Raw genomic sequence first — 18,315 nt, 5'->3', positions numbered from 1 at the left:
ACAAGGGTAATTGGTGACTCTCGGGGGCGCCGCCACCCTACGCCACACCGGATTACGGCAGGCAGGTGGCCTGCGGATCCACCACCCGGGAGGGCGGTGACCGCGTGCCGCCGCACAGCGTAGCGCCAGGTACTAGGTTTGATGATCACCGGCCTGGTCGGGGGACAGCCGCTCGGTCAGTGCCCTCGCGTGCCGGAGCAGGGACCCGAAGAAGGCCACCGCCTCGGGATCCCCGGTGGCCCACCGGGGCAGTTCCCCGCGCAGCCGGTCGTGGGTCTCCCGGACGCGGTCCGCCCGTGCGTCCAGTTCCTCGCGCTCCTTCCCGGTGTCGGGGTGGGTCACCCACTCCCCGTAGGCGCGCAGCACCGCGGCGGCCTCGCGGAGGAAGGCGGCGTACGGCTCGGTCACCCCGGCGGCCGGGCGCGGGACGGCGGAGTCGCCGTCGGCCGCCTCCAGCAGGATGCCGGTCAGCGCGGAGAGGTTCCCCGCGACGTCGTCCAGGGTGTGCAGCGTCTCGTCGTACCAGGGTGCGAGGCGCCGCGCCTCGCCGCGCTTCTCCTTCTCCGGGTGGAACCACACGCTCTCCCGGGTCCACGCCACCGAGGAGCGCACCCCGTCGATGAGCCGCGGCAGCCGCTGGGCGCGGTGGTACCAGCCGAGCGCCCGGTCGCGTTCCAGTGGCTCCTCCAGCCCGTCCGCGATGGTCTCCAGCTGCCGGGACGCCTCGCAGACCACGTTCCACACCGCCTTGCAGGTGTCGCGCAGATACGTCGGCGGGCGGAGCAGGGCGTTGACGGCCACGGCCACCCCGGCCCCGAGGAGCGCGGCCAGCACCCGCTCCCCGGCGATCGCGGCCGAGGCCTCCCCGCCGGCCGTCACGGTGAACAGGGCCGCGGTGGCGCTGTAGATGCCCTGGTCGCCGAAGCGGGGCCAGTTGCCGATGAGGATCGTCAGCGGCAGCACCGCCGCCATCGCGGCCACCGGGTGCCCGAGCAGCGCGAGCGTGAGCGTGCCGAGGACGGTGCCCAGCGCGATCGCCGCCAGTTGCTGGGCGCCGCGCGCCATCGACCGGTAGACGGTGGCCTGGACCAGGACCAGCGCCACCCACGGCGCCATCAGGGCGAGGGTGTCCGTCAGCAGCCACGAGGAGAGCAGCCAGGCGAGCACGGCGGCCAGCGCCGCCTTCAGCGACTGGACGGCCAGGTCGCGTTCGCGGCCGGGGCCCCGCGCGGCCCGCCGCGCGGCGCGGAGCGCGGCGGTGGCCTCGGAGCGCAGCCAGGGGCGCGGGGAACGGGGGTGCGGGATGCGGGAGGTGTGAGCGGTGCGTGACATCGTCCCCTGCGCGTGCCACGCCGGTGCTCCTCTCACGCATCCGGCCCGGGGTGATCTGGCGCTCACGCCGGACGCGGCGGGCGGCCGCCCCGTCTCGGGTTCGCTCCGCGCGCCCGCGGGGCCGGGTGGGACGGCGGCGGGACCCGGCGGGACACGGGCGGGAGCCGCCGGGGCCGTGGCGCGGAGCGCGGGCGGGGGAGGGCGTGCGGCGGGCGGGGCGGGGGCCCGCGGCGGCGCGCCGTACCGCCGGAATCGCACCGGACGGCCGGGGGATGGCGCGCCCGATGCGGGGTACTCCAGCCGGAACGCCCTGTTGTCCCGCAGCCCGGGAGAGGCTCCCGCGGTCCGCCGCCGGGCCCCTCCGCCCCCCGACCATCCGGCCACCGCCGGGAAGCCGCGCGCCGCGAGCTGAGAACTGAGAACTGAGAACTGAGAGTTAAGGAACCCATGGATCTCGAACACCTCCGTGAACTGGGACAGCAACTGCGGGTCGACGCCGTACGGGCCGCCGACGCCGCCGGGTCCGGCCACCCGACCTCCTCGATGTCGGCTGCCGACCTGATGGCCGTGTTGCTGGCCCGGCATCTGCGGTACGACTTCGGCGACCCCGCCCACCCCGGCAACGACCACCTGATCTTCTCCAAGGGCCACGCGTCGCCACTGCTGTACGCCCTGTTCAAGGCCGCGGGCGCGGTCGGCGACGACGAACTGCTCACCTTCCGGCAGCAGGGCAGCCGGCTGGAGGGCCATCCCACCCCCCGGCTCCCCTGGGTGGACGTGGCCACCGGCTCCCTCGGCCAGGGGCTGCCGGTCGGTGCCGGGCTGGCGCTCGCGGGGAAGCGCCTGGACCGGCTGCCGTACCGGACGTGGGTGCTGTGCGGCGACAGCGAACTCGCCGAGGGCTCGATGTGGGAGGCGTTCGAGTACGCCGGGCACGAAGGGCTGGACCAGCTCACCGCGATCGTCGACGTCAACCGTCTCGGCCAGCGGGGTCCCACCCGTCACGAGTGGGACCTCGACGCCTACGCGGCGCGGATCCGGGCCTTCGGCTGGCACACCGTCGAGGTCGACGGGCACGACCCGGCCGCCGTGGACGCCGCCTACACCGAGGCCCGTGAGACCACCGGCCGCCCCACCGCCGTCATCGCCCGCACCGTCAAGGGCCAGGGCGTCTCCGCCGTACGGGACCGGGAGGGCGCCCACGGCAAGCCGCTGCCGGACGCCGCCGAGGCCGTCGCCGAGCTGGGTGGCCGGCGGGACCTGCTGGTCGACGTCCAGCCGCCCCCGGAGGTCCGCGCCCCCGAACACCCGCGCGCCGACCTGGCGCTGCCGGTGTACGAGCCCGGCGACGAGGTCGCCACCCGGGACGCCTACGGGCAGGCCCTTGCGGCGCTCGGCACGGCCCGCGGCGATGTCGTCGCGCTCGACGGCGAGGTCAGCGACTCCACCCGGGCGAAGTTCTTCGCCGAGGAGCACCCCGAGCGGTTCATCGAGTGCTACATCGCCGAACAGCAGCTCGTGGCCACCGCCACGGGGGTTCAGGCGCGCGGCTGGACCCCCTACGTCTCCACCTTCGGGGCCTTCCTGACCCGGGCCCACGACTTCCTGCGGATGGCGGCGGTGAGCGGGGCCAAGCTGGCCGTCGCCGGTTCGCACGCGGGGGTCGCCATCGGGGAGGACGGCCCCTCCCAGATGGGGCTGGAGGACCTGGCGATGTTCCGCTCGGTGCACGAGAGCACCGTCCTCCACCCCTGCGACGCCAACCAGACGGCCCGCCTGGTGTCGGCGGTCTGCGACCGGCCCGGCATCAGCTACCTGCGGACCTCCCGGGACGCCTTCCCGGTGCTCTACGGGCCGGACGAGCCGTTCGCCGTCGGCGGCAGCCGGGTGCTGCGCTCCTCCGGCGAGGACCGGGTGACGCTGGCCGGCGCGGGCGTCACCGTGCACGAGGCGCTGATCGCCGCGGACCGGCTCGCCGAGGAGGGCATCGCGGCGCGCGTGATCGACTGCTACTCGGTGAAGCCCGTGGACGCCGACACCCTGCACCGGGCCGCCGAGGACACCGGGCGCATCGTCACCGTCGAGGACCACCGGCCGGAGGGCGGACTCGGTGACGCGGTGCTGGAGGCGTTCGCCGACGGCCGGCCGGTGCCGCGCGTGGTCCGGCTGGCCGTCCGCACCATGCCCGACTCGGCCACCGCCGCGCAGCAGCTCGCCGCCGCGGGGATCGACGCCGAGGCGATCGTCGCGGCCGCCCGCCGCCTGGTGTCGGCGACGGGCTGACCGCCGCCCGGGCACCCCGGGCACCCACCCGGGGTGCCCGGGCCACCGGCCGCCCCGGAGGCCGGGCCGCCGCCGGGGCGCACCGGCCCCCTCGCCCCGGGCCGGCCGCGCGTCACTCCCACAGGCTCGCGGCCCGCGCCACCATGAAGACGGCGAAGAGCAGCACGACGACCGCGATGACGATCAGCGGTCCCCTGCTCCACCCCTTCGGCGGGTTGTGCGGCGTCTCCTCCGGCCCGCTCTCGGAGAGGCTGCCCTCCAGAGGAGGGGTCTCGCCGGGCGGTACGCCGCCCCCCGGCTCCAGACCGGGGGTGGTGCGGGGGTCGGGGTCCTGGTCCTGCTTCCTGTTCTCCATGGCCTCCGGGTGAACCGGTATCCGGTCTTCACACCTGGTGTCCGGCGCGGACGCCGGGGGGCCGGGCGGTGCCCCCGCCCGGCAGGTCGCGTGGCGAAGGGCGGCGGGGCCGCGTGACCGGGAGCGCCGGACCGGCCACCCGGAGCGGCGGAACATGTCCGATTCCGCCGTGCCGTGCTCCGCGGGCCCGGCCCTCCGGGACCGGCCCTCCGGGACCGGGCACGGATTTTCCGCCGCCGGCGGGTTACGGACCGGCCCCGAGTGGTCACCCGGACAGCAGTGACGGGTCCGGGCGCCACCGCGGGCCATGCGCGGCGCGCGGACCCGGCCCGGGCGGCCCTCCGGGCCGGCCGGAACCGGCGACGGGTGGACCCGAGGGGCCACCGGGCCACAGAGAACGCAGGACCACAGTCGTTCACCGAGGCGGTGCTCATCATGCGCTACGAGGAACTCACGGGCACGGTGCAGGCCCGGGCCGGACTCCCGGACCGGCAGAGCGCCGAACGCGCGCTCGGCGCCACGCTGGAGACGCTGGCCGAGCGGGTGCCGGACGGCCTCGCCGACCACCTCGCGGCCCAGCTCCCCGAAGGGGCGGCGGAGGCGGTGCGGCGGGTGACCGCCGCCCACGAGGCGGCTCCCCGGCAGCGGGAACACAGCCGCGAGCACGGCGAGAGCTTCGACCTGACGGCCTTCGCGGGACGGATCGCCTGGCGCACCGGCAGCTCCGAGGCGACCGCGCTGCGGGAGGCCGCGGCGGTGCTGGAGGCGCTGGACGCGGCCGTCGACCCGGAGCTGATGCACAAGCTCATGGCCGTCCTCCCCGCCGACATCGGCGAACTCCTCCCGGAGAACCGGGCGCGGGAAGCCGGGCCGGGCGCCTGAGGGCGCAGCACCCGCGGCCCGCCGGACGCGGCGCACGGAACCTGCGCGGCACCCGCACGGAACTCGCACACCATCACACGGCGGAACCCGCTCGCCGGGGCCTCCCGCCGGGGCCGTGGAGCCCTGACCGGCGGCCCGCACGTCCCGGCCGGCCCGCCGCGGCCGTGCCGGAGCGGGGAACGTACCGGCCCACAGAAACCCCCTCAAGGAGGCGCATACCGATGAACCAGCACGACGGCGGAGCCGGCGACCCGCGCCGGTACGCGCCGGACGGCGGCGCCGGGGAGCGGCCGGCGGACACCCCTGCGGACGGTGGGACCGGTGGCCCGGAGCCGGTTCCCCGCTCGCGCTCGGGTGTCGTCGGCCGGCGGCTGGAACGCACCGGGACCGAGCCGGTCACCGCACGCAGCGCGCTCGGGCTGCGGCTGGTGCTGGCCGCCGTGTACACCCCGCTGTTCGTGCTGGGCGCGGTGGTCTTCTCGCTCTGGGCCGCGTCGGCGGGACCGGGGTCGGTCCCCAGCGGTGACGGGCTGGCCGTGGTCGCCGGGGTGTGCGCCGCGCTCGCCGTCCTGGCGGCGGTGGACCTGGTGGTCGTGGTGCGGCGGCGGCGCCGCGAACGCGGCGGCCGCGGCTGAGGCCACGCCGGGCCCGGCCGCCCGGCGCCCGCCCGCCGGCCTGTCCGCCCGCCCGCCGGTCCGGACCGCCACGGGGGATTTGTCCCGCGGCGGCGGGGAACCCGCAGGCGGAGACCTGGCCAAGATCACCCGACGCCCCGACGCCCCGACGCCCCGACGCACGGGCCCGCGGACGCCGGCTCCCGCCCCGGAGCCCCCGCCAGGTGGCCCGCCCGTGACCGGCCCGCCGGCCCCTGACGCCGACAAGACGCCGAAATTCCGTCGACAAGCAGCGACAAGCAGCCGACAAGCAGCCGACAAGGAAGCGAACTGGACACCACCATGAGCCGACCGCGCATCGTGATCGTCGGAGCCGGCTTCGCCGGTTACCAGACCGCCCGCACCCTCTGCCGCCTCTCCAAGGGCGCGGCCGACGTCGTGCTGATCAACCCGCACGACTACTTCCTCTACGTACCGCTGCTGCCGGAGGTGGCGACCGGCATCCTCGAACCCCGGCGGATCTCGGTGTCGATCCCCGGCACCCTGCCCGACGTCCGGCTCATCCTCGGCGAGGCGGACAGCGTCGACCTGACCCGGCGCTCCGTCGGCCTGGTCGACCCCGAGGGCCACCGCCGTGAGATCTCCTACGACCGGCTGGTCCTCGCCGCCGGCAGCGTCAACAAGCTGCTGCCGATCCCCGGCGTCACGGAACACGCCCACGGTTTCCGCGGCATGCCGGAGGCGCTCTACCTGCGGGACCACATGACGCGCCAGATCGAGATGGCCGGTGCCGCGGACGACCCCGAGGAGCGCGCCGCCCGTTCCACGTTCGTGGTGGTCGGCGCCGGCTACACGGGCACCGAGGTCGCCGCGCACGGCAAGCTGTTCACCGATGAACTCGCCCGCACGCAGCCCACGCTCCGGGACCGCGAGCCGCCCCGCTGGAAGCTGCTGGACATCGCCCCGCGCGTGCTGCCCGGCCTGCCGGAGCACATGGCCGAGACCGCGGAGCGGGTCCTGACCCGGCGCGGCGTGGAGGTGTCCATGGGCGTCTCCGTGGAGGAGGCGACCAAGGAGGGGGTGCGCCTCACCGACGGGCGGTTCGTCCCCACCCACTCCCTGATCTGGTGTGTCGGCGTCCGGCCCGACCCCCTCGTCGGCGACATCGGGCTGGAGACCGCGAAGGGCCGGCTCTGCGTCGACGCCTACCTGAGCGTGCCCGGCCACCCCGAGGTGTTCGCCTGCGGCGACGCGGCCGCCGTGCCGGACCTCAACAACCCGGGCGAGATCACGCCCATGACGGCGCAGCACGCCTGGCGCCAGGGCCGGACGGTCGCGCACAACATCGCCGCCTCCTACGGCCGGGGCGAGCGGCGCCGGTACCGCCATCGCGACCTGGGGTTCGTGGTGGACCTCGGCGGGTTCCAGGCGGCGGCCAACCCGTTGCAGGTCCCGCTGTCCGGCCCGGTCGCCAAGGCCGTCACCCGCGGCTACCACCTGGCGGCCATGCCGGGGAACCGGGTGCGCACCGGCGCGGACTGGCTGCTGGACGCCGCCCTGTCCCGGCAGGCCGTGCAGATGGGGCTGGTCCGCTCCGACGCGGTGCCCCTGGAGAACAACGCCCCCGAGCTGCCCGTCCGGCTCAGCGGCTGAGCGGCCCGGCCCCGGCCCCGGCCCCGGCCCCGGTCACCCGGGAACGCCCCGCTCACGACGGGGGCGCTCCCGGGCGACCGGGGCGGAAACACGTTCGCCGTCCCGGGGCCGCACGGGGCATGCTGGCCGCCATGCACATCAGAGCAGCCACCGCGGCCGACTGGCCCGGCATCTGGGCGTTCATGCGCCTCATCCTCGCCGCGGGCGAGACCTACACCTACCCCCGGGACATGGACGAGGAGGCGGCCCGAGCCGTGTGGACGCCTCCGGCGCCGGGCCGCACCCTCGTGGCCGTGGACGGCGGCGGGAGCGAGGGGGGCAGTGCCGGTGACGGCGGCGCTGGTGGTGGCGCTGGTGGTGGCGGGGCCGGCGGGACGGTGCTCGGCACCGCCAAGCTCCACCCCAACCAGATGGGCGGCGGGGCGCATGTCGCCAACGCCAGCTTCATGGTCGCCCCCGGGGCCGCCGGGCGGGGCGTCGGCCGCGCCCTCGGCCACCACGTTCTCGACCAGGCGCGGCAGGACGGTTACCGCGCGATGCAGTTCAACGCCGTGGTGGAGAGCAATACCCGGGCCGTCGCCCTCTGGCGCTCCCTCGGCTTCGAGATCCTGGCGACCGTCCCGGAGGGCTTCCACCACCCCGTCAAGGGCTATGTCGGACTGCACGTCATGCACCGCCGCCTCTGAACCGGCACACTGGGGACATGCCGGAACTGCCGGAGGTGGAGGTCCTCGCCCGGTTCCTCGGCGACCGGCTCACCGGCCGCCGGATCCGGCAGGTCCGCCCCGCGGCGGTGAACGTGCTGAAGACGTACGACCCACCGCTCACCGCCCTGGAGGGGCTGCTGGTCACCGGCGTGCGGCGGTACGGGAAGTTCACCGCCGTGACGGCCGACGGCTCCGCCGGCTCCCAGGGCCCCCTCCACCTCGTCTTCCACCTCGCCCGCGCGGGGCGGGTCCGCTGGCACCGGACCGCTCCCGCCGCCCCCTCCCGCCCCGGGTACGGGCCGCTGGCCCTGCGCGTCCGCCTCGAACCCGCCGACGGGCCCGGCGCGGCGGGCGGCGCCGCCCCGGACGGGGGGTCCGCGGCCGGGTTCGACCTGACCGAGTCCGGCTCGCGCAAGGCCCTCGCCGTCTCCTGCGTCCGCGATCCGGCTCAGGTGCCCGGCATCGCGCGGCTGGGCCCCGAACCGCTCGGCGAGACGTTCACCGTGGAGGTCTTCACCGGGCTGCTGCGCGGGGAGCGCCGCCGCATCAAGGGCGTGCTGCGGGACCAGAGCGTCGTCGCCGGTATCGGCAACGCCTACTCGGACGAGATCCTGCACGCCGCCCGGCTCTCCCCGTACCTCCTCGCCGCCGACCTCGGCGAGGAGCGCGCCGCCGAGCTGTACCGGGTGGCGCGCCACACGCTGCGGGAAGCGGTGGAGCGGCTGAGCGGCGTGGAACCGGCGCGCCTGGCGGACGCCGCGCGGAGCGGACTGCGGGTCCACGGACGGACGGGGGAGCCCTGCCCGGTGTGCGGGGACACCGTGCGCGGGGTGTCCTTCGCCGGCTCCTCCCTGCAGTACTGCCCGACCTGCCAGACGGGTGGCCGGACGCTCTCCGACCGCCGGATGTCCCGGCTGCTGAAGTGAGCGGGAGGGCCGGGCGGCACCGGGTCCGGCCCCGGGCGGGGAGGCCCGCGCCGGCCCGGCGAGGACCGCGCGGAGGCGCGGCGGGCCGCCGTGACGTTCGGTGAGGGCGGGGACCGCGACGGTGGCGGTGCGTGGTGGCTCTCCAAGCGGATTCTGAGCACTTCCTTATGGGTGCTTTAAGAATCTGCCTGTGTGCGGATCGTTCCGGATCGGGGCCTCTAGGGTCGGGCTCGTCGGCGAGGTCACCGCCGGCGGTCCCAGGTCCGCACGGCCCGCGTCCCAGCGCGGGCCGTACGGACGTACACGTCCGAAAGGTCCCCACCCCATGAGCCCCCGCCACCGCAAGCGCCGCTCCGCCCCCGTGGGGCCCATAGCCCTGGCGGCCGGGGCGGTCGCGGTCGTGGCCGGGGTCGGTGCCGGGGTCGCCGCCCTCAACGGCGGGGAGGGCCCCGCCGTCTCGGCCCGCTCCGGTGACGCGCCGGCGCGGGTCACCCCCTCGCTGCCGCGCGCCGAGAGCGGTGGTGACCGCTCCGCCTCGTCCTCGCCCCCGGCCACCCGGCGGAGCGCCTCCCCCGGGCCGGAGAAGAGCACCACCGCGCCCCGCCCGGAGCGGAGCACGGCCGTCCCCAAGGCGGACCGCCGGACCGAGCGGGCGAGCCGGCCACCGCGGACCACCGCCCCCCAGCCCCCGGCCCCGCGGGCGGAGACCCCCGCCGGCACGGGCGCGCCGGGAGTGGCCGGCGAGGTCCTGAACCTGGTCAACCAGGCACGGGCGGACGCCGGCTGCCCGGCGGTGACCGCCGACGCCCGGCTGGACGCCGCCGCGGGGAAGTACAGCGACGCCATGGCGGACAGCGGGAACTTCTCCCACACCGGCACCGACGGCTCCACCGTCGACCAGCGGGTCGAGCGGGAGGGGTACCGCTGGTCCGCCGTCGGCGAGAACATAGCGAAGGGCCAGCCCGACGCCGGGGCCGTGATGGACGCCTGGATGAACAGCGAGGGCCACCGGGCCAACATCCTCAACTGCGGCTTCCGCGAGATGGGCCTCGGGGTCGAGGAGCGTGCCGGCGGCCCCTGGTGGACCCAGGTCTTCGCCACCGGCCGCTGACGGGCCGATGACGCCCGAGGGCGTCCGCGCGGTGCCGGGGTGCCGGTCGCGTCGGCGTAGGCGGTGGCCTGGCCCCGCCCGGTGGGCCCGGCGGACTCCCCGGGCGGCGGCATCACCGGGGCCGTCACGGCTCCGGGCCGCCGGACGAAGGGCTCCGGAGGACCGCCCGGGGCGAGCGGAGGGCCTGGCCGTGGCCGGGTTTCCCGCCGGCGGCACCGCCGCCGGTTCGCGCCCCCGCTCGTTCCGCCACCTTCCCCGGGCCCGCCACCGGCCGGGGACGGGTGCGAGCCACGAGGGCGCGCGCCGGTCCGCCCGGCGGATACCGCTCCCGCCGCCGGTCCGTCCGGCGCTCCCGTCGCCGCCCCCGGTGCCGCTCCCGTCAGTCCCGGACGGTGCCGTCCGGGTCCGGAGCACTCGTGCCACCCGGGACGCCCCCGGCCTGCGGGCGGTGGCGCCGCGCACGCCGGCCGCGCCGGGTGGCCGCGCGCACCGCGCGCGAGGCCCGGGAGCCGGTACCCGCCGGGGCGCCCGCGGCCGCCAGGCCCAGCGTCACCCGGACCCGGGCGCCGCCCAGCGGTCCCCGCCCGATGGTGACGTCGCCCCGGGTGGCGCGCGCCGCCCGGTGGGCGATGTCCAGGCCCAGCCCCGTCGAGCCGCCGACGCTCACGCCCCGGGCGAGGGCGAGGTCGGGGTCCGCGATGCCGGGGCCGGCGTCGTCCACGGAGAGCACCACCGCCTGCGCGGTGCGCTCCACCTCGACGGCGAAGGCCGTTCCCTCCGGCGTGTGCTGGAAGACGTTGCCGATCAGCGCGTCGACGACCGCCGCGAGATCGTCGTGCCCCAGCCGCACGGGGGTCGGCTCGGCCGTGGCCACCAGTCGGCAGGAACGATCCTGCTGACCGGCGAGCACCCGCCAGAACTCGACCCGTTCCCGCACCACCGCCGACACCTCGCAGCGGTTCCCCGTCTCCTCCCCGCCGTGCGCCGCGCCGGCGCCCGGAGGGTTCACCGCCAGCGGGGTACGGGCGGCGGAGATGATCGAGTCCAGTTCCGTCCGGAGCTGGGTGACGGCCCGGGCCAGCCGCTCGGACCCGGGGGCGGGCCCCAGCCGCTCCGCCTCCAGCCGCAGCGCGGTCAGCGGGGTGCGCAGCCGGTGGGAGAGGTCCGCCACCAGTTCCCGCTCGGTGGCCAGCAGCCCCGTCACCCGGTCCGCCATCGAGTTGAACGCCCGGCCCGCCTCCTGGAGCTCGGGGGGCCCGGCGGGCTCCACCCGCACCCCGAGGTCACCGCCGCCCAGCGCGTGCGCGGCCCGGGACAGCTCCCGTGAGGAGCGCACGACCCGGGCGCCCAGCCGGTCCGCCACCAGCACCGACCCCGCCACGAGCCCCACCGCCAGCAGGGACATCACCACCCAGGAGAGCGTCACGCCCCGGTTGAGGGCGGCCCGGGGGACGAAGGACTCCACGACGGCCACCCGGTCCCCGGCCAGGATCACCGGCTGGAGGTAGACCCAGCCCTCGTCGGTGTCCAGGGCCAGCGTCGCCCGCTCCCGGCCGGCCCGGGCCAGGGCGGACGCCGGCGCGTGCCGGGTGCCGATCACCTCCCCGTCCGGCAGGTGCACCGCCAGCCGCCGCCCGGGGTCCAGCGCGGAGACCGCCTGCTGGACGTCGCGGGAGCGGGTGGAGAGCGCCAGCACCGGGGCCAGGGCGGAGGCCCGCTGCTCGGCCTCCGTGGTCGAGCGGTCCCGTGCCTCGGACTGCACGAGCAGGGCCAGCGGGATCAGGAAGGAGAGCGCCACCATGGAGGTCACCGCGAGCGCGACCCCGGCCAGGGCCCGTCTCATCGCGGCGACACCAGCTTGATCCCGATGCCCCGCACCGTGTGCAGGTAGCGCGGCCGGGCGGCCCGCTCGCCCAGCTTGCGGCGGAGCGCGGAGAGATGGACGTCGATCGTCTGGTCCTCGACATAGGGCTGCCGCCAGACGTCGGCGAGGATACGCCGCCGGGAGACCACCTGGTCCGCGTGGGCCGCGAGATAGGCCAGCAGGTCGAACTCGCGCCGGGTCAGCCGCAGCTCGCGCCCCGCCAGCGAGGCGGCCCGGGCCCGCGGGTCCACCACCAGGTCGCCCACCACCAGCGGTCGCGCCGCGGCGCCGGACTCGTCCGGAACCGCCCCGGGCGGGCCGGCGGCGAGCGGGGCACCGGCCGGGACGCCGGCCCCGGTGGCGGTACGGCGCAGCACCGCGCCGATCCGCGCGGCGAGCTGCTCGCCGGAGAAGGGCTTGACGACGTAGTCGTCCGCGCCGGCGTTCAGCAGTGTGACCACCTCCGCGTCGTCGTCCCGGGCGGTGGCCACCACCACCGGCACCCGGGAGATGCCGCGCAGCATCCGCAGCACGTCCGTGCCGTCCAGATCGGGCAGGCCCAGGTCCAGCACGACCACGTCGGGCGGGCGGGAGGTGATCTCGCGCAGCGCCTCGAACCCCTGCGCCGCGCTGTGCACCACGTGGCCGTGCGCGGAGAGCACCTCGATGAGCGCGGCGCGTATGACGGGGTCGTCCTCGACGACCAGCACGGAAGCCATGGCTCTGCACGGTATCCCGTACGTCACCATGGTGTCGTGGCCCGCTATCTCCGCTATCTCCTCCTGTGGCTCTCCTGCACCGCGGTCAGCGTGACGGCGGTGTTGCTGACCGTGCACTTCGTGGTGGGATCGACCGGGCCCAAGCCGCTGGCGGCCCGGTCGGCGCCGACGGTGTTCACCTCCTCCACCAGCCGCCCGCCGAGCGCCACCGCCACCCCGGGGACCCCCTCGGCCGGCCGGACGGCGGCCCCGGCCCGCCCGTCCCGGACGACGGCCCGCCCGCCGTCCACCACCCCCACGCCCCCACTGACCACCCCGCCGCCGCCCGCCCCGAGCACGCCCCGGGGCCCCGCCCCGGTGGACTGCGAGGGAGGCGCGGGGGTCCACACCATCGACTCGGCGGGCGGGAAGGCGACCGTCCGTTTCGGCGCGCGCGGGGTGTGCCTGGTCTCGGCGGTGCCCACCCGGGGGTTCACGGTCCGCACCCGGCAGAGCGACCCGGCGGCGCTGACGGTGACCTTCTCCGGGGACCGCCGGCGCTCGGAGATCACCGCCACCGCCACGCCGCAGCACAAGGCGACGATCAAGGAGACGACCTGGTGATCACGGGGGTATGGCGCGGGCCGTGAGACGAGGGGAGTGGGGTACCCCGCGCGCTGAGGGCGCCGAGGGCGCCGAGGACACGGACCGGGATGCGGGTACCTGGCGGCGGGCCCGGCATGGGGGAGGACGCGGGGGAGAAGGCCCCTGCGGGAGCCGCGGCCCCTCTCCCCGCGGGCCCCTCCGCGGGACACAGGCGCCGACAGCCTAGCGCGGGACGGGCGGGGACCGCCCCGCGTCCTCAGGACATCCGGCCGGACCCCGAACTGGCGGAAAAGTGGTCCCGGGGGCGGAGCGGCGACGCCTGAAGTACCGTGCTGCCGTGGTAAGCCCGTGATGTGGGCGGGATGGATGGGGCGCAACTCCCTGCCGTATGTGCACATGCCCCTGGTTCGTGACTGGAACGGACCGCAGATTTCCGTTTGAGGTTCCCCTGCTGACGGCCAATCAGTAGCCTCAAGCGCGTACAACCGGCCCAAAAGCAGCCGGGCCTCCTGGCCGAACACTTGGAGACCACCGATGGAGCGACCCTCCTGGGCCCCTCAGGGCATCGACCTTTCCGTGCCGAGCGTGTCCCGGATCTACGACTACTACCTGGGCGGCTCGCACAACTTCGAGGCCGACCGGGAGGCGGCGCGCAAGGCCATGGAGATCATGCCGTCGCTGCCGAAGGTCATGCAGGCCAACCGCGCCTTCATGCGGCGGGCCGTACGCCACGCGATCGACCAGGGCATCACCCAGTTCCTCGACATCGGCTCCGGCATACCGACCTTCGGCAACGTCCACGAGGTGGCCCAGGCCGCCAGCCCGCAGGCGCGCGTCGTCTACGTGGACAACGACCCGGTGGCGGTGGCGCACAGCCGCGCCGTGCTGGAGGGGAACGAGCGCGCGGTCATCGCCGCGGCCGACCTGCGCGAGCCGGAGGGGATCCTGGAGAGCCCCGAGGTGGCCCGGCTGCTCGACCTGGACAAGCCGGTGGCGCTGCTCCTCGTCGCCGTCCTGCACTTCATGACCGACGAGAACCGGCCGACCGAGTGCGTCGCGCGGCTCCGTGACGCGCTCGCCCCGGGCAGCCTGCTGGTCCTCACCCACGCCTCCACCGACGGTTCCGTCTTCACCACCCGCCAGGGTGACGACATCGAGGGTGTGTACCGCAACGCGACCTCCCCGCTGGTGATGCGGTCCCGCGCGGAGGTCACCCGGTTCTTCGAGGGCTTCGAACTGGTCGAGCCCGGCGTGGTCCCCATGCCCGACTGGCGGCCCGAGACCGGTGAGACCGAGGATCCGTCCGTGTACATCGGCTTCGCCGGTGTGGGGCGCAAGGCGTGACCACCGCACAGCCGCCCGGGGCCGGAGCCGCCGGCCCCGGTGCCTCCCCCGACGGGCCGGACGACCGGCTGAGACGTTTCGCCGCGATCTGGAGCCGGGCCATCTACCCCGCCACCGCCACCTCGATGACGCGGGCGGAGTTCGAGCAGCACCTGGTCCCGCAGGCGCGCCGGCTGGCCGAGGCCCTGCGGACCCGGCCGTTCGACCCCGGCGCCGGGCTGGAGGTGGGCGCGGCGCTGGTCGCGGCCCACTGCACCGAGCCCGCCAGCCTGCCCCACACCCTCGGTGTGATCGACTCGTATCTGACCCTCTACTGCCCGCCGGACGAGCCGCAGCCCGTGGAGCAGCTCCGGGCCCGCTGCACCCGGCTCCAGCACGCCGTCGCCGAGGGATTCGCCGAGGCACTGCGCGAGCGCACCCGCTCGGAGCAGGAGTCCATGTCCCGCGCGGCGCTGCGCGCCCAGGCCGAGGCGGAGCAGGCGCTGCACGCCAGCGAGGCGCGGTTCCGGGCGGTCTTCGAGGGCGCCGTCATCGGTATCGGCATCGCCGACATGGACGGCCGGATCATCGACATCAACGAGAGCCTCACCCGGATGTTCGGCGGCCTGGAACACCATGTCCGCAGCCGCCTGGTCACCGAGTGGACGCACCCCGAGGACGCCCCGGGGGTCTGGGCGATGCTCGCCGAGGTGATGCGGGGCGAGCGCGAGCACTTCCGGGTGGACAAGCCGTACTACCGCAACGACGGCACCGTGCTGTGGACCAACCTCACCGTCTCGCTGCTCCGCGACCGCGAGGGGACCCCCCGTCATGTCCTCGCCCTCATCGAGGACATCACCGAGCGCCGCCTGCTCAACCTGCGGCTGCGCTACGAGGCGACGCACGACGCCCTCACCGGGCTGCCCAACCGCACCTTCTTCTTCGAGCGGCTGGAGTCCGCCGTCGCGGCCCGGGAGGGCGGCCGCTTCGGCCTGTGCTACCTCGACCTGGACGGCTTCAAGACCGTCAACGACCACCTCGGGCACTCCGTGGGCGACCAGCTCCTCGTCGCCGTCGCCGACCGGCTCGGGAGCTGTGTCACGGGTCCCGGGCAGCTCGTGGCGCGCATCGGCGGGGACGAGTTCGTGGCCCTGATCAACGACCCGCCCGAGCAGAAGGACGTCACCGACTTCGCCGAGCGCATTCTCGACGCCCTCTCCGAGCCGGTCTCCATCGCCGGCAAGGAGCTGACCGTCCGCGGCAGCATCGGCATCGTCGACGGGGCCGCGGGCCGGCTCGGCGCGGCGGAGGTGCTGCGCAGCGCCGACATCACGATGTACCGGGCCAAGGCCGCCGGCGGCAACCGCTACGAGCACGCCGACCCCGAGGCCGACACCCGCGCCATCACCCGTCACGGCCTCACCAACAGCCTGCCGAGGGCGCTCCAGCGCGGGGAGTTCTTCATCGAGTACCAGCCGCTGGTGCGGCTCAGCGACGGCCAGGTGAACGGCGCGGAGGCGCTGGTGCGCTGGTCCCACCCGATGCGCGGGGTGCTCGGCCCGGACCAGTTCATCCCGCTGGCGGAGAACACCGGACTGATCGTGCCGCTCGGCCGCTGGGTGCTGGAGGAGGCCGTACGGCAGGCGCGGGAGTGGAAGTTCCAGCACATCGACGGCCGGCCGCTGCGGGTCAACGTCAATCTGTCGCCCTGCCAGCTCCACCACCCGAACCTGGTGCGGGACACCGTGGAGGTCCTCAAGGAGGCCGGGCTCGAACCGTCCTCGCTCTGCCTGGAGGTCACCGAGAGCGCGCTGATCGGCGCGGACGAGAGCCTGCTGAAGCCGCTGCGCGAACTGGCCGATCTCGGGGTGGACATCGCCCTGGACGACTTCGGCACCGGGTACTCCAACCTGTCCAACCTCCGCCGGATGCCGCTCAGCACGCTCAAGCTCGACCGGTCCTTCACCCGCGGGATGCAGCGCGACCCGGCCGACCCCGTGGACATCAAGATCGTGGAGGGGATCGTCTCCCTGGCCCACACCCTCGACCTCGCGGTCACCGTGGAGGGCGTGGAGACGGGGATCCAGGCCGAGCACCTGCGGATCCTGGGCTGTGACACCGCCCAGGGCTGGTACTACGCGCGTCCCGGCCCGCCCGAGCACCTCCACACCCTCTCCCTGGCCGACGCGACCTGACGCCCCGGGCGCGAGTCCGGCGGGCGCCGGGCCCTTCCGAAGATCACCGATGTCCTCTCCGAACGGGGTCACCGCGGGTCCGAGGAAAAATAACAAGCCTTTGGCAGCGAGATCCGGGCAGGAGCGGCACCATCGCGCAGGCGGCGAGCGGGACCGGACCGGAAGCGGGCCGGCGCCGGGCAGGGGTGGCCGTCGGGGTGGTCGAGGGGCCGGGGCCGGCGGATCGGCCGTGGCTCCGCCACCGTGCCGTCCGACCGGCCGGCCGCCGGGCGCCGGCCGTCACGCGCGAGCCGTCATCCGGCCAGGGGATCGAGGCGCATCGCCTCCACACGCCCCTCCATCATGGCGCCGAGCCCGCGGACGGCGCAGGTGTCGGGGGTCTCGGCGGTGCGCACGGGCATGCCGGTGGAACTGCTGAGCAGCCCGTCCAGCCCGGTGAGCAGGGCGCTGCCACCGGCGAGGACGACGCCCCGGTCGGAGAGGTCGGCGACCAGGTCGGGCGGGCAGCGGCGGAGCACCGTGCGGATCGCGTCGAGCACGGCGGTCAGCGGGCTGTTGACGGCCTGGCGGACGCCCTCGATGTCGATCGCCACGGTGCGGGCCAGCCCGGTCCGCACATCACGGCCGTGCACCTCGGCGACGGCCGGCGCCCGGCCCGGGGTGTGCAGCAGGGTCCGCAGCGGGCGGACCGCGTGGTGCGCCAGGAGCAGTTCATGGCGGCCGCGCAGGTGTTCGACGACCGCGTGGTCCAGGGAGTCGCCGCCCACGGGCACGGTCTCCGCCGCGACGATCGAGCCGAGCGACAACACGGCCACCTGGGTGGTGCCCGCGCCGCAGAGCACGATCATCGTCGCCTCGGGGTCCTCCACGGGGAGGCCGGAGCCGACGGCGGCGCAGACCAGGGTGTCGGCCAGCTCGACCCGGCGGGCGCCGAGCGCCGCCAGGGTCTCGCGGACGGCCCGCTGCGCCAGGGGCTCGCTGTCGTAGGGGACACACGCGGCGAAGCGCATGCCGGGGCGCCGGATACGGGTCCGGCGCAGTTTCCCGCCGATCAGGTGGCGGAGCATCCGCTGGGCGAGGTCGACGTTGACGACCGTGCCGCCCTGCACGGGGCGGACCACCCGGATGTGGTCGGGCGTCCGGCCGGTCATCCGCTCCGCCATCTCGCCCACGGCGAGCAGGGCGGCGGTGCGGGTGTTGACGGCGACGACGCTCGGCTCGTCGACGACGATCCCGGTGTCCTTCACATACACCCTGCTCCGGGACGCGCCGAGATCGACGGCGACGGAGCAGCGGCGCATCTCTTCCAGGTTGACGGGCACCTCGGGTCCTCCCCTGCGGCACGGAGCGGAGCGCGGGCACGGGCCCGCTCCCGTACAGCATCCGGCACCGCGGGGCGACACGCCCGCCGGGAACCCTCGGCCGGGTGACCCGCCGGCGCCCGTTCAGCGGGCGGGTTCCTCCAGCCGGAAGCCCACCTTCAGCCCGACCTGGACATGCTCGACGTGGCCGTCCTTGATCTGGCCGCGGACCTCGGTCACCTGGAACCACTCCAGATGGCGCACGGTCTCCGCGGCGCGCCCCACGGCGTTGCGGATGGCGTCGTCGACCCCCTCGTGCGAGGAGCCGACGATCTCGGTCACCGAGTAGACGTGGTGGGTCACGGGGGCTCCCTGGCGCGCGGGGGGTGCGGTCAGGTCCACCGTGCACCGGAGCGGCGGAGGGCGCGAGGCGGGAGAGCCGGGCGGTGGAGCGGGCCGTACGGA

General features: G+C 75.7%; 16 protein-coding genes. 10 read left to right on the top strand and 6 right to left on the bottom strand.

Features of this window, described 5'->3' with window-relative positions:
* Positions 1-132 precede the first annotated feature (132 nt).
* Entirely contained in the window at positions 133-1,332 is a 1,200-nt protein-coding gene (locus tag HCK00_RS19360; RefSeq protein WP_168103267.1) for an FUSC family protein, read from the bottom strand.
* A gap of 447 nt (positions 1,333-1,779) precedes the next feature.
* On the opposite strand from HCK00_RS19360, the gene HCK00_RS19355 reads away from it, so the two are divergent.
* The gene (locus tag HCK00_RS19355; protein WP_168103266.1) at positions 1,780-3,615 is read left to right on the top strand and encodes a transketolase; all 1,836 of its coding nucleotides are present in this window, start codon (positions 1,780-1,782) and stop codon (positions 3,613-3,615) included.
* A gap of 112 nt (positions 3,616-3,727) precedes the next feature.
* Here HCK00_RS19355 and HCK00_RS19350 read toward each other — a convergent pair whose 3' ends face one another.
* Positions 3,728-3,970, bottom strand: a complete 243-nt coding sequence (locus HCK00_RS19350; RefSeq protein WP_168103265.1) for a DUF6480 family protein — start codon at positions 3,968-3,970, stop codon at positions 3,728-3,730.
* A gap of 435 nt (positions 3,971-4,405) precedes the next feature.
* On the opposite strand from HCK00_RS19350, the gene HCK00_RS19345 reads away from it, so the two are divergent.
* The 6 genes from HCK00_RS19345 (at position 4,406) to HCK00_RS19320 (ending at position 9,863) form a co-directional block, all read left to right on the top strand.
* A complete protein-coding gene (locus tag HCK00_RS19345) occupies positions 4,406-4,852 on the top strand; it encodes a DUF2267 domain-containing protein (protein ID WP_168103264.1) in 447 nt (148 codons plus the stop codon).
* 221 nt (positions 4,853-5,073) lie between these two features.
* Positions 5,074-5,487 (top strand): DUF6343 family protein, encoded by a 414-nt coding sequence (locus tag HCK00_RS28760; RefSeq protein ID WP_375781982.1) that lies wholly within the window; start codon positions 5,074-5,076, stop codon positions 5,485-5,487.
* Positions 5,488-5,808: 321 nt separating this feature from the next.
* Positions 5,809-7,119: an NAD(P)/FAD-dependent oxidoreductase gene (locus HCK00_RS19335; RefSeq protein WP_168103263.1), complete on the top strand. Its 1,311-nt coding sequence runs from the start codon at positions 5,809-5,811 to the stop codon at positions 7,117-7,119.
* A gap of 131 nt (positions 7,120-7,250) precedes the next feature.
* A complete protein-coding gene (locus tag HCK00_RS19330; RefSeq protein ID WP_206320602.1) occupies positions 7,251-7,805 on the top strand; it encodes a GNAT family N-acetyltransferase in 555 nt (184 codons plus the stop codon).
* Positions 7,806-7,822: 17 nt separating this feature from the next.
* Positions 7,823-8,752, top strand: coding sequence for an Fpg/Nei family DNA glycosylase (locus HCK00_RS19325; protein ID WP_168103261.1), 930 nt, complete (start codon positions 7,823-7,825; stop codon positions 8,750-8,752).
* Between the two features lie 325 nt (positions 8,753-9,077).
* Positions 9,078-9,863: a CAP domain-containing protein gene (locus tag HCK00_RS19320; RefSeq protein ID WP_168103260.1), complete on the top strand. Its 786-nt coding sequence runs from the start codon at positions 9,078-9,080 to the stop codon at positions 9,861-9,863.
* Positions 9,864-10,242: 379 nt separating this feature from the next.
* Here the strand turns inward: HCK00_RS19320 and HCK00_RS19315 are convergent, their stop codons facing one another.
* Together HCK00_RS19315 and HCK00_RS19310 are read right to left on the bottom strand one after the other, a co-directional pair.
* Positions 10,243-11,706: a HAMP domain-containing sensor histidine kinase gene (locus HCK00_RS19315; protein WP_168103259.1), complete on the bottom strand. Its 1,464-nt coding sequence runs from the start codon at positions 11,704-11,706 to the stop codon at positions 10,243-10,245.
* Positions 11,703-12,446, bottom strand: a complete 744-nt coding sequence (locus tag HCK00_RS19310; protein WP_168103258.1) for a response regulator transcription factor — start codon at positions 12,444-12,446, stop codon at positions 11,703-11,705. Before HCK00_RS19310 ends, HCK00_RS19315 begins: the two co-directional genes overlap by 4 nt.
* Positions 12,447-12,482: 36 nt before the next feature.
* Between HCK00_RS19310 and HCK00_RS26995 the strand changes: the two genes are divergently transcribed.
* The 3 genes from HCK00_RS26995 (at position 12,483) to HCK00_RS19295 (ending at position 16,549) form a co-directional block, all read left to right on the top strand.
* The gene (locus HCK00_RS26995) at positions 12,483-13,049 is read left to right on the top strand and encodes a hypothetical protein (RefSeq protein WP_206320601.1); all 567 of its coding nucleotides are present in this window, start codon (positions 12,483-12,485) and stop codon (positions 13,047-13,049) included.
* Between the two features lie 516 nt (positions 13,050-13,565).
* Complete coding sequence (locus tag HCK00_RS19300) at positions 13,566-14,375, top strand: SAM-dependent methyltransferase (RefSeq protein WP_168103257.1); 810 nt, start codon at positions 13,566-13,568, stop codon at positions 14,373-14,375.
* Complete coding sequence (locus HCK00_RS19295) at positions 14,372-16,549, top strand: putative bifunctional diguanylate cyclase/phosphodiesterase (RefSeq protein WP_311765391.1); 2,178 nt, start codon at positions 14,372-14,374, stop codon at positions 16,547-16,549. The genes HCK00_RS19300 and HCK00_RS19295 overlap by 4 nt, the downstream gene beginning before the upstream one ends.
* 293 nt (positions 16,550-16,842) lie before the next feature.
* On the opposite strand, the gene HCK00_RS19290 is transcribed toward HCK00_RS19295, so the two are convergent.
* Positions 16,843-17,871 (bottom strand): rod shape-determining protein, encoded by a 1,029-nt coding sequence (locus HCK00_RS19290; protein WP_168103256.1) that lies wholly within the window; start codon positions 17,869-17,871, stop codon positions 16,843-16,845.
* 123 nt (positions 17,872-17,994) lie between these two features.
* Complete coding sequence (locus HCK00_RS19285; RefSeq protein ID WP_168103255.1) at positions 17,995-18,213, bottom strand: dodecin; 219 nt, start codon at positions 18,211-18,213, stop codon at positions 17,995-17,997.
* Positions 18,214-18,315 lie beyond the last annotated feature (102 nt).

The organism is Streptomyces zingiberis, assembly GCF_012034935.1.
Classification (GTDB): Bacteria; Actinomycetota; Actinomycetes; order Streptomycetales; family Streptomycetaceae; genus Streptomyces; species Streptomyces zingiberis.
This window is presented reverse-complemented; position numbering and strand designations above follow the sequence as displayed.

Coding starts and splice junctions, on each gene's coding strand:
- HCK00_RS19345 (WP_168103264.1), top strand. CDS start 4,406: ATGCGCTACGAGGAACTCACGGGCACGGTGCAGGCCCGGGCCGGACTC.
- HCK00_RS19355 (WP_168103266.1), top strand. CDS start 1,780: ATGGATCTCGAACACCTCCGTGAACTGGGACAGCAACTGCGGGTCGAC.
- HCK00_RS19310 (WP_168103258.1), bottom strand. CDS start 12,446: ATGGCTTCCGTGCTGGTCGTCGAGGACGACCCCGTCATACGCGCCGCG.
- HCK00_RS19330 (WP_206320602.1), top strand. CDS start 7,251: ATGCACATCAGAGCAGCCACCGCGGCCGACTGGCCCGGCATCTGGGCG.
- HCK00_RS19320 (WP_168103260.1), top strand. CDS start 9,078: ATGAGCCCCCGCCACCGCAAGCGCCGCTCCGCCCCCGTGGGGCCCATA.
- HCK00_RS19335 (WP_168103263.1), top strand. CDS start 5,809: ATGAGCCGACCGCGCATCGTGATCGTCGGAGCCGGCTTCGCCGGTTAC.
- HCK00_RS19315 (WP_168103259.1), bottom strand. CDS start 11,706: ATGAGACGGGCCCTGGCCGGGGTCGCGCTCGCGGTGACCTCCATGGTG.
- HCK00_RS19360 (WP_168103267.1), bottom strand. CDS start 1,332: ATGTCACGCACCGCTCACACCTCCCGCATCCCGCACCCCCGTTCCCCG.
- HCK00_RS28760 (WP_375781982.1), top strand. CDS start 5,074: ATGAACCAGCACGACGGCGGAGCCGGCGACCCGCGCCGGTACGCGCCG.
- HCK00_RS19350 (WP_168103265.1), bottom strand. CDS start 3,970: ATGGAGAACAGGAAGCAGGACCAGGACCCCGACCCCCGCACCACCCCC.
- HCK00_RS19300 (WP_168103257.1), top strand. CDS start 13,566: ATGGAGCGACCCTCCTGGGCCCCTCAGGGCATCGACCTTTCCGTGCCG.
- HCK00_RS19325 (WP_168103261.1), top strand. CDS start 7,823: ATGCCGGAACTGCCGGAGGTGGAGGTCCTCGCCCGGTTCCTCGGCGAC.